Here is a 16,303-nt window from a genome sequence, read left to right on the forward strand (position 1 = left end):
GACGGCCTATCGTTCCGGGCGGCACGTCGCGCCCCTCATCATCGACGATCTTGGCCTCATAGCCCGGCACGGGCTTGCCGGTGGCGCCGGGGCGGATGTCGTCCTCGGTCGCACTGATGAAGATGTGGAGCAGTTCGGTCGAACCGATGCCGTCCATCAGCTTGATTCCGGTCGCCTTGAGCCAGGCATCGAATGTCGGCTTGGGCAGCGTCTCGCCGGCCGAGACGCATTTGCGAAGCGAGGAGATGTCGCGGCCCGAAAGCTTGCCGAGCATGGCGCGGTACGCGGTCGGCGCCGTGAAGCAGACCGTGGTCTTGTATTGCTCGATCGCCAACAGCAGGTCGTCAGGCGTCGTCTTCTCCAGCACGACGAAGGAGGCGCCGATATGCATCGGAAACAGCACTCCGCCGAAGCCGAACGTGAACGCGAGCGGCGCCGAGCCGATGAAGCGATCGTTCTGCTCGGCCCGCAGGATGTTGCGCGCGTAACCGTCGCAGACCGCGAGCATGTCGCGGTGGAAATGCATGGTGCCCTTGGGATCGCCTGTCGTGCCCGAGGTGAAAGCGATCAGGCAGATGTCGTCGGACGCGGTATCGACAGCCCTGAACTCAGGACTGGCATCCGCGATCAGCGCCTCGAGCGAATCGGCGGCGCCATTGCCCCAATAGACGACGCGCTCGAGACCGGGCGCTGCGGCCCTCGCCTTCTCCATCTCCTCGGAGAGTTTTCCATCGCACAGTGCCAGCGTGATCGCCGCTTTCTGGATCGGATAGGACAGCTCCTTGGCGCGAAGCAGCGGCATCGTCGCCACGACGATGCCGCCAGCCTTGATCACTGCGAGATAGGTCGCAACCATCATGGGATTGTTGGCAGAGCGCAGCAGCACGCGGCCGCCGGGGACGAGACCAAGCTTGCCGACCAGCACGTTGGCGATGCGGTTCACGAGCGCCTGCAACTCGCGATAGGTGTAGCTGATGGCAGGGCTGATGACACAGGGTGCCTCGCCATGACCCTGCTCGACCCACCGATCGAGGAAATAGCTGACGCAGTTCAGCCGCGGGGCGTAGTGCAGCTCCGGCCGCGTGAAAACGAATTCGGGCCAGAGCTCGCGCGGCGGCAGATGCTGCCGCGCGAACGTATCGATATGGGCCGTCGCGGCGTTGCCGTCATGCGAGCCCGTCACTTGAACCTTGGCGGCGTTGGCCATCGCACGCTCCTTTCAGCATGGATTGCACCCGGCAGCACGATCTGGAAAACATTTTAGGCTTAAAACAATTTGGCGCAATAGCGGATTTTGGGCATGCCGTGCTTTTTCCTGCGGCAAAGGGGATTTGCGGCCTGCTCGGCCGACCTGCTTATGGCCGGCGGCGCGCGGCCGACTTCTGCGCCGACGCCTTGGTCTTGGCCAGCAGCCGCATCAATTCGCGCACGTCCTTCGGCGTCAGATCGGCGAAGAGATCGGCGATCCAGGTTTCGTGCTCCGCAGCCATCCTGCGAAACTCGGCCCGCCCGAGCTTCGTGAGGCGGATCACCTGGACGCGGCGGTCCGTCTCCGACGTTCGCCGGTCGAGATGACCGGAGTCCACCAGCCGCTCCACGAGGCCGGTCACATTGCCGTTCGACACCATCATGCGCTTGGAGACGTCGGACAGCGTCATGCCATCGGGCGCCTTGTCGAGCTGCGCCATCAGATCGAAGCGCGGCAGCGTGACGTCGAACCGCTGCCGCAGCCGGCCGCGCACCTCGCCCTCGATCAACGTCGTGCAGGTCAGGAGCCGCAGCCACAACCGAAGCTCTTCGGCGTGGTCCTCCGGCGTTTCGACGGCCTTGGTCTCGGAATCGAGCATATTGATGCAGTCACTCACGGCCGGCATTGGCGCCCGCACGGATTCCCCAACGTTTTGAGCTTCAAATAAATCGGAGCCGGCTGCAAGTCCAAAGCTGCAACAATCGACCGCACGTGAATTTCTTTAGGCTTCAAATAATTGGCGCGCCGCTTGCATGCGCGCTACCCGCTTGGATGGCGACGCCTTGAGCTTGCTTGCCGCGGCAGCCGTCATCGGCATAAGCTTGGATTGGAGTACGCGGCTTGCAGCGCTCGCCGATAGTCACGAGGGACAGATCATGAAGATGCAAATGACCTTGGCCGCAGCCACCGTGCTGCTTGGCACCGCGATGACCCCTGCCCTCGCCCAGGAGAAGATCAAGCTGGGCGTGATCGTGACCCTGTCGGGGCCCGCGGCCGCGCTCGGCCAACAGGTTCGCGACGGCTTTGCACTTGCGGTCAAGGATCTCGGCAGCAAGATGGGCGGCCGCGATGTCGAGGTCGTCGTGGTCGACGACGAGCTCAAGCCGGACGCGGCGGTGACCAAGGTCAAGGGTCTTCTGGAGCGCGAGAAGGTCGACTTCGTGGTCGGGCCAATCTTCTCCAACATTCTCCAGGCGATCCATCGGCCCGTCACGGAATCAAAAGTGTTCCTGATCAGCCCCAATGCCGGCCCGTCGACATTCGCCGGCAAAGACTGCAATCCGTTCTTCTTTGTGACGTCGTATCAGAACGATCAGGTGCACGAGATCCTCGGCAAGGTCGCGCAGGATCGCGGCTACAAGCGCATGTACCTGATGGTGCCGAACTATCAGGCCGGCAAGGATTCGGCGGCGGGATTCAAGCTCGACTACAAGGGCGAGATTGTCGAGGAATCCTACATGCCGCTGAACACGCTGGACTTCCAGCCCGAGTTGTCCAAGATTTCCTCGCAGAAGCCCGATGCGCTGTTCACGTTCATGCCCGGCGGCCTCGGCGTCAATCTCGTCAAGCAGTACCGGCAAGCAGGCCTCGCCGACACCATTCCGGTGCTCTCGGCCTTCACGGTCGATGAGTCGACCTTACCGGCGCAGCAGGATGCGGCCGTCGGCATGTTCGGCGGCGCGAACTGGGCGCCCAATCTCGACAATCCCCAGAACAAGAAGTTCGTCGCAGCCTATGAAGCCGCCTACAACATCGTGCCCGGCACCTATGCTTTCCAGGCGTACGACGCCGCGATGCTGATCGACAGTGCCGTCAAGGCCGTGAAGGGCGACCTCTCGAACAAGGATGCTGTACGAGCTGCGCTGAAGAAGGCGGATTTCACCTCGCTTCGTGGTGCCTTCAAGTTCAACACCAACGGCTATCCGATCCAGGATTTTTACCTGACCAAGGTCGCCAAGCGTCCGGACGGCAAGTTCCAGACCGAGATCGTGCAGAAGGTGTTCGAGAACTACGGCGACCGCTATGCCAAGGACTGCAAGGCGGCGAACTAAAGCGCGATGCGATTAGGATGAATCGTCATCGCGCTTCAAGTTGTTGTTTAAGCATGATCTCCGCGCAAACGCGTTCCGCGTTTGTCGCGAGGGAAAACCGCTGCGCACTTTTCCGGATCATGCTTTAAAGGGCGCGTATCGCGGAGGATTGCAATGAAGAGCGAAATCACCGGCATCACCCGGGCCAATGAAGGCATCCAGGGCATCTCCTGGAACATCCTCGGCCAGACCTATGTGCCGAAGAGCTACGCCGAACACAGCTTCTCCTGGCATGCGACACTGCCGCCGGGCACGTTCGTGCCGCCGCACATTCATCCCGACCAGGATGAGTATCTCTACATGCTGGAGGGCAAGCTCGATTTCATGCTCGGCAACTCGGAGGCGCAGGCAACCGCCGGCGACCTGATCCGGCTCGGCATGGGCGTGCCCCACGGCATCTTCAACAAGTCGGATCAGACCGCGAAGGTGCTGTTCTGGGTCTCGCCGAGCCGCAAGCTGTTCGACCTGTTCTGGGGCCTTCACAACATGAAGGAGCAGAAACCCGAGGACGTGGTGGCGATGGCCGCCGAGTTCAACATCCACTTCCTGCCGCCGCCTCCCGGCGGCTAGCAGCGTATCTTAAGCGCGCACCGCGGCAAGGCCTGGCACTGCGGCGAAGCCGGCCTTGGTGGCGTAGCCGCGCACGATTGCCTCGCGCTGGGAATAGCTCAGGACGTTGTCGACATTGTCGAAGCCGTCGGGCGCGAGCTGCTCGACGGCGTCGATGACGCCCTCGGGGCCGCCGCGCCGGTTGGAGCGGACAATGTCCGCCGTCATCGGCAGGCGCTTCCTCTCGTATTCGAGCAGCGCCTGGCGCGGATGCTCGGCACGCACCAGCGCATCCGCAAGGCAGCGCGCGTCGAGGATCGCCTGCGAGGCGCCGTTCGATCCCACCGGATACATGGGATGCGCGGCATCACCGAGCAGCGTGACGCGCCCGGACGACCAATACGGCAACGGATCGCGGTCGCAGGTCGGATATTCGTAGAATTCGGGCGTCGCCGAGATCAGGCTCTTCACGTCGATATAGGGCACCGAGAAACGTGCGACATGCGGCATCAGCTCTTCGCGCCGGCCCGGCCGCGACCAGTCCTCCTTCCGCGGCGGCGGAGCGTTACCCTCGCCGACCTTCACCAGCACGGCCCAATTGGTGAGGCGGCTCGCCGGGCTTGATCCCTCCGCGATCGGATAGATCACCACCTTGGCATTGAGTCCGCCGGCCACGATCATCGATTTGCCGGTGAGGAACAACGGCCAGTCGCGCGCACCACGCCACAGCATCAGGCCGTTCCAGCATGGCGGCCCCTCGTCCGGAAACAGCGTCTCTCGGACGCGCGAATGGATGCCGTCGGCGCCGATCAGGATGTCGCCGCGCGCGGTGTGGACATGCGCGCCGGCACGATCGAAGAAGTAAGCGGTAACGCCGCCCTCGTCCTGCGTGAACGCACCAAGCCTGCAGCCGGTGTGAATTGCTTCCTGCCCGAGCCGCTCCTCGACCGCACGATGGATGACGCCCTGAAGACGGCCACGATGGATCGAGAATTGCGGCACGTCGTGGCCGGCGTCGATGCCCCGGGCTTCGCGCCAGACCTCCTGGCCGTGGCGGTTGAGGTAATAGAGCTGGTCGGTGCGGATCGCGACCTCGTCGAGCTTCTGGAGCAGGCCGAGCCCTGCAAGCTCGCGCATGGCGTGCGGCAGGGTGTTGATGCCGACCCCAAGCTCGCGAATCGTGTCGGCCTGTTCGTAAATCTCGCAATCCAGACCGCGCGAGCGGAACATCAATGCCGTCGTGAGACCACCGATACCGCCACCGACGATAATCGCTTTCATCGCCCTTACTCCACTCGAAACACAGGCAATGGGTTAACGTCGCACGGGCGGTCACTCCGCTGCAAGCGGCTTTGTCGCCTCCGCCTTGAGCTCGGCCCGCGTCTTCGGCTTAGCCTTAATTCTCAGCTCCTCGAGATCCTGCCGGTCGCGCACGCTGTTGCGGAAAATCTGATCTTTTCCGGGCAGATATTGCGGCGGGCAGAACGCGTCGTTTGCCCCGTACCAGGCGGCCGCCTTCATGGTGAAGAACGGGTCGACCAGATGCGGACGGCCGAGCGCGACGAGATCCGCCCGGCCGGCGGCCAAAATGGTATTGGCCTGATCCGCCGTCGTGATGTTGCCGACACACATGGTGGCCACGCGCGCCTCGTTGCGAACCTGGTCCGAAAATGGCGTCTGGAACATACGCCCGTACACCGGCAGCGTATCGCGCACGGTCTGCCCCGTCGAGACGTCGACGAGATCGACACCCGCTTCGGCGAAGGCGCGCGCGACGGCGACAGCGTCGTCGCCGGTGATGCCACCCTCCGCCCAGTCGGTTGCGGAAATACGCACCGACATCGGCTTGTGCGACGGCCACACCGCACGTAGCGCCTCGAAGATCTCGAGCGGGAATCGCAGCCGGTTGGCGAGCGTCCCCCCATACTCATCCGTGCGGGTATTGGTCAGCGGGGAGATGAAGCTGGCGAGCAGATAGCCGTGAGCACAGTGCAATTCGAGCATGTCGAAACCGCAGCGCTCGCCGCGCTCGGCCGCCGCGACGAAAGCATCCCTCACCGCATTCATGCCGGCGCGATCGAGCTCGCGCGGCACCTGGCTATCGGGGAAATAGGGCAGCGGCGATGCCGAAAACACCTCCCAGCCGCCCTGCTCCAGGGGACGGTCCATGCCGTCCCACATCAGCTTGGTTGCGCCCTTGCGGCCGGCGTGGCCCAATTGAAGGCAGATTTTTGCGGCCGAGTTGCCGTGGACGAAATCCACGATGCGCCGCCATGCGGCTTCCTGCTCGTCGTTCCACAGGCCAGCGCAGCCGGGCGTGATCCGGGCGTCGCGGCTGACACAGGTCATCTCGGTGAAGATCAATCCGGCGCCGCCGATCGCGCGCGAGCCGTAATGCACGAGGTGGAAGTCTGTCGGCGCACCTTCCTTCGCCGAATACATGCACATCGGCGACATCACGGCGCGGTTGGCGATCTCCATCTCACGCAGCCGGAACGGCTGGAACAGCGGCACCATCGGCCGATCGGTGTCGACATCGAAGCCGCTGCTGCGCACCTGCCTTGCAAACGACTTCTCGACCTCCGCCACGAAATCCGGGGCGCGGAGTTTCAGATTATCATAAGTGATCGCCTTCGAGCGCGTCATGACGCCGAAGGCGAACTGCACCGGATCGAAATCCCAGAAGCGGTCGACATGCTCGAACCAGACCAGCGAGACGTCGGCGGCATGCTGCGTCTTCTCTACCTCCTCGCGGCGGCCGTGCTCATAAATTTCCAGCGCCGCCGCGATGCTGGGCGCCTTCTCCATCGCTTCGGCCAGCGCAATCGCGTCTTCCATCGCGAGCTTGGTGCCCGAGCCGATCGAGAAATGCGCGCTCGCCTTGGCGTCGCCGAGCAGGACCATGTTGTCCTTGACCCAGCGCTTGCTGCGGATCATCGGGAAATTGCGCCACATCGAGCGGTTGGTCAGCAATCGATGCTCGCCGAGGAACCAGCCGAAGATATCAGCCATCCGTGCGGCGGACTGGGCTTCATCCAGCCCCGTCAGGCCCGCCCGCTCGAACGTCTCCGGATCGGTCTCGAAGATCCAAGTCGAATGCCCGGCTTCATACTGATAGGCATGGGCAATGAACGGCCCCCACTCGGTCTCCTGGAAGATGAAGGTGAAGGCATCGAGCGGCCTGGTCGAGCCCATCCAGGCGAACTTGTTGGAGCGGATGTCGACCTCCGGCTGGAAATGATCGACGTATTTCTCGCGGAAGCGGCTGTTGATGCCGTCGGCGATCAGGACGAGATCGGCATCGGCGAAGCGGGATTCGTCCTCGATGTCCACCTCGAAATGGAGGACGACGCCAAGCTCGCGGGCGCGCTCCTGAAGGATCAGAAGCAGCTTTCGGCGTGAGCAGCCGCAAAAGCCGTTGCCGCCGACCCGGTGCACCGTGCCGCGGAAATGCACGGCAATGTCGTCCCAATAGGCGAATTCCTGGGTGATACGCCGGTAGCTCGGAAGATCGTGCTTTTCGAAATTGTCCAGCGTGGCATCCGAAAATACCACGCCGAAGCCGAAAGTGTCATCGGCCCGGTTGCGCTCATACACCGTGACGTCGGCGCCCGGGCGCTGCTTCTTGAGCAGGATCGCAGCGTAGAGACCCGCAGGTCCGCCACCGATGATCGCGACTTTCATGGGAGCCTCGCCAATTCACCCGGCCACGAAAACTATTTTAAGCCTAAAATAATTTCGCGCAAGTCCCTGTTGCCGGTGCGGCCGCCGCCAAGGCGATCGGCCTAGTCGCCCCTGAAGACCGGCTTGACCTTGTTGGCGAAAGCCTCGAAGGCGCGCTCGAAATCGGCCGTTGTCATGCACAGGGCTTGAGCCACGGCTTCCGCCTCGATCGCCTCCTCCACCGACATCGCCCATTCCATGGCCAGCATCCGCTTGGTCATGGTGTTGGCGAAGGTCGGTCCTTCAGCGACTTGCCTGGCCAGCAATTGCGCCTGGGGCAACACTTGCTCCGGCGTGACGATGCGGCTGAAGAAGCCCCAGCGCTCGCCCTCTTCCGCGGTCATGAACCGGCCGGTGTAGAGCAATTCCGAGGCGCGCGACTGCCCGATGATCCGCGGCAGGATTGCGCAGGCGCCCATGTCGCAGCCGGCCAGCCCCACCTTGTTGAACAGGAACGCCACCTTGGCCCCGCTCGCCGCGAGGCGCATGTCCGAGGCCATGGCGACGATCGCCCCCGCCCCGGCGCAGATGCCCTGGACCGCGGCCACGATCGGCTGAGGGCACGCCCGCATCGCCTTGACGAGGTCGCCCGTCATCCGCGTGAAGGCGGTCAGCCCCTTGGTGTCCATCTTCACGAGCGGGCCGATGATCTCGAACACGTCGCCGCCCGACGAGAAATTGCCGCCGGCGCCGGTGACCACGATGGATTTGACCGCGTCGTCGAACGCGCAGGCGCGGAAGAAATCGGTCAGTTCCCGGTAGCTTTCGAACGTCAGCGGATTCTTTCGTTCAGGGCGGTTGAGCGTGACCGTCGCGACACCGTCGACCACGGCCAGCAGGAAGTGCTGCGGCGAGTAATCGGCAAGCGGGACGGTGACGGGATTGGCTGGTCTGCTCATGCGATCTCCTCGGTATGTTTGTTCCGCGCCGCTAAATCTCGCCGCCGGCGACTGCAATCGCCTGTCCGGTGATCGCACCAGCGCCCTCGCCGCACAACCAAAGCACAGCGTCCGCCACCTCTCGAGGTGTGATCAGCCGTCCCTGCGGATTATGCTTGGCGAGCTCGGCGATCGCCTGCTCGCGGCTCCGTCCCGTCTTCTTCATGATGTTTTCGATGCTGCTGGCGACCAGATCGGTATCAGTGAACCCCGGGCAAACCGCATTCACGGTCACATTGCTGCCGGCCACCTCGAGGGCAAGCGAACGAACGAGACCAACCACAGCGTGCTTCGCCGCGCTGTATGCGCTGACATAAGCATAGCCCTTGAGCCCCGCCGTCGACGCAATCACGACGATGCGGCCATAGGGACGATCCTTCATGCCCGGCAGCACGCCGTGGATGGCATGGACCACGCCCATGAAATTGATGTCCATCATGCGAGCAAACAGAGCGCTGTCCGATTTCGCAAATGGCGCGGATTCGGCACTCCCCGCATTGGCGATCAGGAAATCGATCGGCTTTCGCGCATGGGCCTCTGCGATGGCGGCTTTCAGAGCGATCTCGTTCGAGACGTCGGCGACAGCCGCGAAGTGCGCGGCGCCTGCCTTGACCGCCTCTTCGAGGGTGGCAGCATTCCGGCCAAGTACCGTCACAGTCGCGCCGGCACCGACGAGAGCCGCCGCGATTGCACGGCCGATGCCTTTACCGCCACCGGTCACCAGCGCGTGCGGCGAGTGCGGCAATCCGGACATGCGCTGGCTCCCTCAGATCTGCGGATCGTTCTTTCGATATATTTTAACCTTCAAGCTTTTGCAACGAAAGCGCAGACCGACCATCGCGAGCGCGTGCACGATACTCGGCCCGAAAATTGCTTTAAGTATAAAATTATCGCTTCCCATCGCCCGCAGGCCTGTTAGCATCAAAGGGCCCAGCAAGAGGATGTCGCGTGTCGCAGCCTGTGCCAATGATAACAAGGGACGGACGCTTCGCCTATGAAGCCGCGGGCGATCCGGGCGCGATACCTCTGATCTTCCTGCATGGCATCGGCGGCGCGGCACGAGCCTGGCGGCGGCAGCTTGCCACATTCGGCAGCCGCTTCCGCGCGATCGCATGGGACATGCCGGGCTATGGCGGATCGGCACCACTGACCAGCGTCAGTATCGCTGCCCTGGCCGATGCGCTTCAGCAATTCATCGAGCAGCTTGGTGCGGCCAAGCCTATTCTGGTCGGCCATTCCATTGGCGGCATGATCGTCCAGAAATGGCTGGTGCAGTCCCCCAAACTGGCGCGTGCGGTCGTACTGGCACAGACCAGCCCGGCCTTCGGCAAGGCCGACGGCGATTGGCAGAAATCATTCATCGCTGCACGGCTCGGGCCGCTCGATCGCGGGGAGACCATGAAGTCGCTGGCGCCATCGCTGGTGAAGGAGCTCGTCGGTGACGATCCCGATCCGAACGGGATGGAGCTTGCACGCGAGTGCATGGGAAGCGTGCCCGAGGCAAGCTATCGCGCCATGATGCTGGCTCTCATCGGCTTCGATCAGCGCAGCACGCTTGGGGATATTTCCGTCCCCACACTGCTGCTGTCCGGCTCCAGGGACAACAATGCGCCCGCGCCAATGATGGCAAAGACGGCGACCTATATCCCCGGAGCTGAATATGTCGAGCTCGCCGGCGTCGGCCATCTCGCCAATCTTGAAGGCCCCGGTGCCTTTGACGAAGCTCTCGGCCGGTTTCTAAACTCTCTCGCGATCAAAGCCTAAGGTAACTGCGCGATGACCATGCAAGTCAGCAAGACGATTGGCACGACCAACAAGGTCGCGCTTGATGCGCCGATCTTCGATCCCGTCGCGTTCCGCTTGAGCGACGAGCAGGCCGGCATCGTTGCGCGCGCCCGCGAGATCGGCCAGAGCGTGTTCGCCGCTCGCGCCGCGAGCTACGATCGCGAGGCGACTTTCCCGACGGAGAATTATCGCGACCTGCATCGCGTCGGCCTGCTCGGCATTGCCGTCCCCAAGAAGCACGGCGGCCTCGGCGCGAACTACCAGACCTATGCTTTGGCAGCCGCCGAGATCGGCCGTTATTGCGGAGCAACCGCGCTGACCTGGAACATGCATGTCTGCTCGACCCTGTGGTCGGGTCCCCTCGCCGACGATCTGGACATGGATACAGAAACCCGCGCGGAACACGAGCGACGCCGCGCGGTCCACTACAAACGCATCGTCGCGGACGGTGCGATCTATTCGCAGCCCTTCTCCGAAGGGGGCGCCGCGGCGGCAGGCGGCGTCGCCTTTGGTACGGAAGCAAGGCCGGTCGCGGGTGGCTGGATCGTCAACGGCAAGAAGATCTTTGCATCGCTTTCCGGTCATGCCGACTATTACGGCGTGCTCTGCACCGAGATCGAGGAAGGCGAGAAGGCATCGCGCCGCAACACCCTTTACCTCGCAATTCCCGCAAAATCAGAAGGCATCTCGGTCGTCGGTGACTGGGATCCGCTCGGAATGCGCGGCACGGTCTCGCGGACGCTGCTGTTCAAGGACGTGTTCGTGCCGGAGGATTCCGCGCTGATGCCGCGCGGCGTCTATTTCCAGGCAGCTCAGCGCTGGCCGCACATGTTTCTGACGCTGTCGCCGACCTATATGGGCCTCGCGCAAGCCGCCTATGATTTCACCGTACGTTACTTGCGCGGCGAGGTTCCGGGCATGCCGCCGGTCAAGCGGCGGATGTATCCGACCAAGCAGATCGCGGTCGCGCAGATGCAGATCAAGCTGGAGCAGATCAAGTCGATCTGGTTCCAGGCGGTCACCGAGGCGCGCGCCAACCCGAGCAAGGAGCAGGTGTTGCGGGCCTATGCCGCGCAATACTCGGTGATGGAAGGCGCCAATGAGCTCGCCGCGCTCGCGATCCGCACCTGCGGCGGTCAGGCCATGCTCAGGTCGCTGCCGCTGGAGCGGATCTATCGCGACAGCCGTTGCGGCTCGCTGATGCTGCCCTGGACCGCCGAGCTCTGCCTCGATCGGATCGGGCGCGAAGCGCTGTACGAGGCCGGCGAAACGGACGACTGACCGTGGACCTCTGCAGCCTGATCGACCGCAACGCGGCGTTCGCGCCACACAAGACGGCTATTGCCTTCGAAGGGAAGCGGCTGAGCTATGCCGCGTTCGCCGCGCGCATCGAGCGGACTGCGACCGCCTTGAAGCAGGAGCTCGGCGTCGGCCAAGGCGACCGTATCGCGATCCTGAGCCTGAACCAGCCGGATTATCTGGTTCTGCTCTACGCGTGCGCGCGGCTCGGGGCGATGCTGGTGCCGCTGAACTGGCGGCTGGCTGTCGCCGAGCAGTTGTTCATCCTCGGCGATGCCGGCGCCAAGGTTCTCGTGCTTGAGCAGGCCTTTGAGGGCGTTCTTCACGAGCTTGCGCAGTCCGCGCCGGGGACTGCCGTTGTCGGCCTCGACTTCGCGCCGCCCTGCGGCACAAGATTCGAAGATCTGCTGGCTGGAAGCGGCGGCACCAGCCGAAATCCGCACACCGATCTCTCATGCCCGCTGCTGATCGTCTACACGTCGGGAACGACCGGGCGTCCGAAAGGCGCGGTGCTGCGCCAGGAGGCGCTGTTCTGGAACGGCGTCATGAGCCAGCACATGCACAACATGACGTCCGACGACCATGTGCTGACCGTGCTGCCATTCTTCCACGTCGGCGGCCTCAACATCCAGACCACGCCGGCGCTCCAGCTGGGCGCGACGGTCACGGTCCATGCGCGCTTTGCGCCGGATACCGCGCTTGCGGCCATCGCACGGGAACGGCCGACGCTCACGGTGATGGTGCCCGCGATCATCCAGGCCGTAAGCGAGCATCCCGCCTGGGCGACCGCTGATCTTTCGTCACTCAAGGCCGTCGCCACCGGCTCGACCATCGTGCCTCCGCACCTGATCGAGCGTTTTGTCGCGCGCGACGTCCCGGTTCTTCAGGTCTACGGCTCGACCGAGACTTGCCCGATCGCAATCTACACAAGGCTCGGCGGCGATCTTTCGCGCGTGGGATCGACCGGCCTTGCCGGCCTGTGCTGTGAGGCGAAGGTGATCGATCAGGCTGGCAATGAGATGCCGGCGGGCACGCCGGGCGAGATCGCGGTGCGCGGTCCCAACGTGTTCTTCGAATATTGGGGCAACGACGCCGCAACGCGCGACGCCTTGCATGACGGCTGGTACCGCACCGGCGATATCGGCCTGTGCGATGCAGACGGCTATTTCTGGGTCCGCGACCGCAAGAAGAACATGATCATATCCGGCGGGGAAAACGTCTATCCGGCCGAGGTCGAGCGCGTCCTGCTCGAACACCCCGATGTCAGCGAATGCGCCGTGATCGGCCGGCCGGACCCGCGCTGGGACGAGGTGCCGATCGCCTATGTCATTGCGAGATCCGGCTGCCGGCTCGAAGCGGACGAATTGAGGGCGCATCTTCAGGCGCAACTCGCGCGCTACAAGGTTCCACGCGAGATCGTCTTCGTTACCGATCTGCCGCGGACGGCGCTGGGCAAGGTCCAGCATTTCCTGCTGAAGCAGCTTGATGTGCAATCACGCAGGCAAGGAGAAGCGTCTTGAAGATTGCAGTTCTGGGTGGGGGCAACGGCTCTTTCGCGGCCGCGGGTGATTTTGCGCTGTCGGGGAATGAGGTGCGGCTTTGGCGCCGCGATGCCGATCAGGTCGCGGCACATCGGGCCGCGGGGGCGAACATCCTGGTCAAGGATCACAACGGCCGCCACGACGTGAAGCTCGCGCTGGTCACGACCGATATCGCCCAAGCCGTCGATGGCTCTGAGTTGATCCTCTGCCCCGCTCCCGCCTTCGCGCAAGCAGATATTGCCCGCCTGCTCGCCTCGCATCTGCGAGACGGCCAGGTCGTTTTTCTGCCGCCGGCGACATTCGGCTCGATGATCTTCGCCAAGGCTGCGCAGGATGCTGGGAACCTTGCGAAGGCTAGCTTTGCCGAGACCGGCACCCTGCCCTGGCTCACCCGCAAGCACGGGCCATTCGAGGTCGCGATCACCATCCGCGCCAAGCGGCTTCCGGTCGGCGTGTTCCCGCTCGATCGGGCGCCCCACGCACTCGAAATCATCGGACGCGCTTTCCCGGGCGTGATCGAACCATGCGGAGATGCGCTGTCGGGGGCGCTGATGAATGCAGGCCCCATCATCCATCCGCCGTTGATCGTGATGAACGCAGGGCCGATCGAACATTTCGAACGCTGGGACATCCACAAGGAAGGCACCCAAGCCGCGATACGGCGGGTCACCGACGCGCTCGATGCCGAGCGAATCGCGGTGCGCGAGGCATTCGGCTATGGCGCACCGCATTTCCCGCTTGCTCACCACTATGCGAAGGAAGGCGAGATCTGGATGTATGGCCGGGGCTCGCACGACCGGCTGACCGATTCCGGCGACTGGCGCGAACGGATCGTGCTAACCGAGCACCGCTACATGCGCGAGGATCTGCGGCTCGGGCTGTCGTTGCTGGCTTCTGTCGCCGATCTGGCTGGCGTGGTCACGCCGCTGGCCAAAGCGTTCCTGTCGATCGGCGGCGCGCTTTGCGGCGAGGATTTTGCGCAAGGCGGCCGAACGCTCGAGACGCTGGGGCTCGGCAATCTCAGCAAGGCTGAATTGCAGACGCTGCTTCGCAATGGATTCTGATCGATGACCAATCGCGTCAATATCGCCTGCCTCGGTGCTGGCCGCATGGGACGCGGCATCGCCGTCGCGTTCGCCTATGCGGGCCACAGCGTCACGATGATCGACGTCAAGGCGCGCTCCGCGGAGGAATTTGCCAGGCTGGAAGCGGACGCACGCGGCGAGGTCAGGAAGACCTTTGCCAGCCTGTCGAAGCTGGGGCTCTTGACCGAGGCGGATGTCGAGCCGCTCATCGCGCGGGTCTCGGTGGTCGCGGCCGGCGGAAGCGGTTCAGCGCTCTCTGAGGCCGGCATGGTGTTCGAGGGCGTTCCCGAGGTCGTCGAACTCAAGCGGGAGGTGCTGGCGGCCGCCTCAAGGCAAGTCGGCCCGGACACGATCATGGCATCGACGACATCGACCATTCTCGTCGATGATCTCTCCGGCGCGATCGTGAACCCTCGTCGCTTTCTCAACGTGCATTGGCTCAATCCAGCCTACCTGATCCCGCTGGTCGAAGTTTCCCCCGGCAAGTCCACCGACCCCGCCATCATCGAGGAAGTCAAAGCTCTGCTCGAAGGCATCGGCAAGGTGCCCGTTGTCTGCGCGGCGACGCCCGGCTTCATCGTCCCGCGCATCCAGGCACTCGCGATGAACGAGGCCGCACGCATGGTCGAGGAAGGCGTCGCCAGCGCGGAGGAGATCGACAAGGCGATCCGCTACGGCTTCGGTTTCCGCTATGCCGTGCTCGGACTGCTCGAATTCATCGATTGGGGCGGTGGCGACATTCTCTACTACGCGAGCCAGTATCTGGAAGGCGCGCTCGGCAGCGAGCGCTATCGGGCGCCGGACGTCATTTTTCACAACATGCATGAAGGCCGGATCGGCCTGCGCACTGGCGCAGGATTTCTCGATTATTCCGGGCTCGACGTCGACGCCTATCGCGCGAAGCGGCTCCAAGCCATGGTCGACCTGCTCCGGCACTTCGGACTGGCGCGCCCCCCGGTGCTCGACCGCAACTAGCCGAAGACGTCCTGGAGCACGCCCTCCCGGACCACCGCAACGCCGTCGAGTTCGATCGTCGTTCCCATCATCGGCAGGTCGAAATGTCCTGCCGTGTAGCGCCCTGCGAATTCATTCGCTCCGGTCGAGAACAGGAAATTGCCGGAGACGGCCCGAATCTCGGTGCCGTTGGTATCGCGCTGATCGTACATCGACAGCGCCTCATAGCGCGCGCCCGGATTCATGCCGAAGCCGACATGCGAGACGGCGTAGGCTTCGCGATCGCCCCAGGCGGCGAGATAGGCGCGCATCATTGCGGCGTCGGTGCCCTCACCTTCCAGCTCGACGACATAGTCGTCCTTCAACGTCATCTTCACAGGAGACGTCAGGTAGCGCTTGAAAGTGAGATTGATGTCGCCGGGCGCCATCACCAGTGTGCCGTTGATGGTTCCGCTCTTGGGGAAGCTGACGACGATTCCGCCGGGCCAGTGCGCCAGCGTGCCGGGTTTATCGGTCCAACCCCACACCCCAGCCGTGGACGCGCCGACCATATCAACATCGAGCGCCGTGCCGGCCTTCGACGTCACCCGCATCCGCTTGGTCCCACGCAACATCTTGGCCGCGGCTCGAACGCGTCTCTCGAGCGCGGGATCCGGCGCCATCCGTTCTAGCGCCTCGGGATGCTCATTCGAAATTACCAGGATCCGCGCCCCGGCCTTCAATATCTCTGGCGTCTCCACCGCGTGCATCAGACCCTCGATGGTGCAATCCACCACGAAGCCGGCCTGCTGAAGTGCAGTGACGACCGGGCCAAGCCGTTGGATCGCCTCGCTGGCCCCAGTCGAGCGCACCGGAACGATATGCCGGTTGCGCGGTGTCGGCATCACGACGTGAAACGGCCGCGCTCCCATCCGCAGCAGCGCGAGCTCCGCCAGATGCACGTTCAACGCGCGCGATTGGGTTTCCGAGAGGATCGCCGCAGTATCTCCGGCCTTGACGGCGCATCGCTCAAAGATCTCGCAGAATGCGTCGATCCATTTTGCCTCGATGCGATCAGCCAGCATGGTTCTCTCCCGCTTTTCAGGATTCT

14 protein-coding genes are annotated in these 16,303 nt (G+C 63.6%); 7 read left to right on the forward strand and 7 right to left on the reverse strand.

Translation table 11 applies throughout. The features are described from left to right. Positions 1 to 1,207: AMP-binding protein (locus tag IC50_RS13350; RefSeq protein WP_035704981.1), on the reverse strand; the 1,207-nt coding region annotated here is incomplete at its 3' end. Positions 1,208 to 1,355: 148 nt separating this feature from the next. Then, positions 1,356 to 1,874, reverse strand: a complete 519-nt coding sequence (locus IC50_RS13355; protein ID WP_035704988.1) for a MarR family winged helix-turn-helix transcriptional regulator — start codon at positions 1,872 to 1,874, stop codon at positions 1,356 to 1,358. A 250-nt stretch (positions 1,875 to 2,124) separates the two neighbouring features. Between IC50_RS13355 and IC50_RS13360 the strand changes: the two genes are divergently transcribed. Further along, positions 2,125 to 3,300, forward strand: a complete 1,176-nt coding sequence (locus IC50_RS13360) for an ABC transporter substrate-binding protein (protein WP_035705130.1) — start codon at positions 2,125 to 2,127, stop codon at positions 3,298 to 3,300. Positions 3,301 to 3,453: 153 nt separating this feature from the next. Continuing rightward, on the forward strand, positions 3,454 to 3,909 hold the full coding sequence (locus IC50_RS13365) for a cupin domain-containing protein (RefSeq protein WP_035704990.1): 456 nt from the start codon (positions 3,454 to 3,456) through the stop codon (positions 3,907 to 3,909). Positions 3,910 to 3,918: 9 nt separating this feature from the next. Here IC50_RS13365 and IC50_RS13370 read toward each other — a convergent pair whose 3' ends face one another. From IC50_RS13370 to IC50_RS13385, 4 genes are all read right to left on the reverse strand, one after another. After that, a complete protein-coding gene (locus IC50_RS13370; protein WP_035704992.1) occupies positions 3,919 to 5,169 on the reverse strand; it encodes a flavin-dependent oxidoreductase in 1,251 nt (416 codons plus the stop codon). Positions 5,170 to 5,220: 51 nt separating this feature from the next. After that, positions 5,221 to 7,572, reverse strand: a complete 2,352-nt coding sequence (locus tag IC50_RS13375) for a bifunctional salicylyl-CoA 5-hydroxylase/oxidoreductase (RefSeq protein ID WP_035704994.1) — start codon at positions 7,570 to 7,572, stop codon at positions 5,221 to 5,223. 101 nt (positions 7,573 to 7,673) lie between these two features. Next, positions 7,674 to 8,510 carry an enoyl-CoA hydratase family protein gene (locus tag IC50_RS13380; protein WP_035704996.1) on the reverse strand — a complete coding sequence of 279 codons (837 nt, stop codon included), beginning with the start codon at positions 8,508 to 8,510 and terminating at the stop codon, positions 7,674 to 7,676. 31 nt (positions 8,511 to 8,541) lie between these two features. Continuing rightward, positions 8,542 to 9,303 (reverse strand): SDR family NAD(P)-dependent oxidoreductase, encoded by a 762-nt coding sequence (locus IC50_RS13385; RefSeq protein ID WP_035704997.1) that lies wholly within the window; start codon positions 9,301 to 9,303, stop codon positions 8,542 to 8,544. Between the two features lie 194 nt (positions 9,304 to 9,497). Between IC50_RS13385 and IC50_RS13390 the strand changes: the two genes are divergently transcribed. Genes IC50_RS13390 through IC50_RS13410 form a run of 5 tightly spaced genes read left to right on the forward strand, consistent with a single transcriptional unit; the run spans position 9,498 to position 15,234 of the window. Beyond that, positions 9,498 to 10,313, forward strand: coding sequence for an alpha/beta fold hydrolase (locus IC50_RS13390; RefSeq protein WP_035704998.1), 816 nt, complete (start codon positions 9,498 to 9,500; stop codon positions 10,311 to 10,313). 12 nt (positions 10,314 to 10,325) lie between these two features. Then, on the forward strand, positions 10,326 to 11,615 hold the full coding sequence (locus tag IC50_RS13395) for an acyl-CoA dehydrogenase family protein (RefSeq protein ID WP_035705001.1): 1,290 nt from the start codon (positions 10,326 to 10,328) through the stop codon (positions 11,613 to 11,615). A 2-nt stretch (positions 11,616 to 11,617) separates the two neighbouring features. Next, positions 11,618 to 13,153: a class I adenylate-forming enzyme family protein gene (locus tag IC50_RS13400; protein WP_035705004.1), complete on the forward strand. Its 1,536-nt coding sequence runs from the start codon at positions 11,618 to 11,620 to the stop codon at positions 13,151 to 13,153. After that, on the forward strand, positions 13,150 to 14,238 hold the full coding sequence (locus tag IC50_RS13405; protein ID WP_035705009.1) for an NAD/NADP-dependent octopine/nopaline dehydrogenase family protein: 1,089 nt from the start codon (positions 13,150 to 13,152) through the stop codon (positions 14,236 to 14,238). The genes IC50_RS13400 and IC50_RS13405 overlap by 4 nt, the downstream gene beginning before the upstream one ends. A 3-nt stretch (positions 14,239 to 14,241) precedes the next feature. Further along, positions 14,242 to 15,234: a 3-hydroxybutyryl-CoA dehydrogenase gene (locus IC50_RS13410; protein ID WP_035705011.1), complete on the forward strand. Its 993-nt coding sequence runs from the start codon at positions 14,242 to 14,244 to the stop codon at positions 15,232 to 15,234. Here the strand turns inward: IC50_RS13410 and IC50_RS13415 are convergent. Continuing rightward, positions 15,231 to 16,277 (reverse strand): peptidase M29, encoded by a 1,047-nt coding sequence (locus tag IC50_RS13415; RefSeq protein ID WP_035705013.1) that lies wholly within the window; start codon positions 16,275 to 16,277, stop codon positions 15,231 to 15,233. The two genes, IC50_RS13410 and IC50_RS13415, sit on opposite strands and share 4 nt — an antisense overlap. Positions 16,278 to 16,303: the final 26 nt, after the last annotated feature.

Source organism: Bradyrhizobium genomosp. I (2014), from assembly GCF_000261685.1.
In the GTDB taxonomy this organism is placed as follows: domain Bacteria; phylum Pseudomonadota; class Alphaproteobacteria; order Rhizobiales; family Xanthobacteraceae; genus Bradyrhizobium.

Excerpts from the sequence above, each read along its gene's own strand:
- IC50_RS13375 (WP_035704994.1), bottom strand. The coding sequence starts at position 7,572 with ATGAAAGTCGCGATCATCGGTGGCGGACCTGCGGGTCTCTACGCTGCG.
- IC50_RS13380 (WP_035704996.1), bottom strand. The coding sequence starts at position 8,510 with ATGAGCAGACCAGCCAATCCCGTCACCGTCCCGCTTGCCGATTACTCG.
- IC50_RS13410 (WP_035705011.1), top strand. The coding sequence starts at position 14,242 with ATGACCAATCGCGTCAATATCGCCTGCCTCGGTGCTGGCCGCATGGGA.
- IC50_RS13365 (WP_035704990.1), top strand. The coding sequence starts at position 3,454 with ATGAAGAGCGAAATCACCGGCATCACCCGGGCCAATGAAGGCATCCAG.
- IC50_RS13395 (WP_035705001.1), top strand. The coding sequence starts at position 10,326 with ATGACCATGCAAGTCAGCAAGACGATTGGCACGACCAACAAGGTCGCG.
- IC50_RS13415 (WP_035705013.1), bottom strand. The coding sequence starts at position 16,277 with ATGCTGGCTGATCGCATCGAGGCAAAATGGATCGACGCATTCTGCGAG.
- IC50_RS13360 (WP_035705130.1), top strand. The coding sequence starts at position 2,125 with ATGAAGATGCAAATGACCTTGGCCGCAGCCACCGTGCTGCTTGGCACC.
- IC50_RS13370 (WP_035704992.1), bottom strand. The coding sequence starts at position 5,169 with ATGAAAGCGATTATCGTCGGTGGCGGTATCGGTGGTCTCACGACGGCA.
- IC50_RS13355 (WP_035704988.1), bottom strand. The coding sequence starts at position 1,874 with ATGCCGGCCGTGAGTGACTGCATCAATATGCTCGATTCCGAGACCAAG.
- IC50_RS13385 (WP_035704997.1), bottom strand. The coding sequence starts at position 9,303 with ATGTCCGGATTGCCGCACTCGCCGCACGCGCTGGTGACCGGTGGCGGT.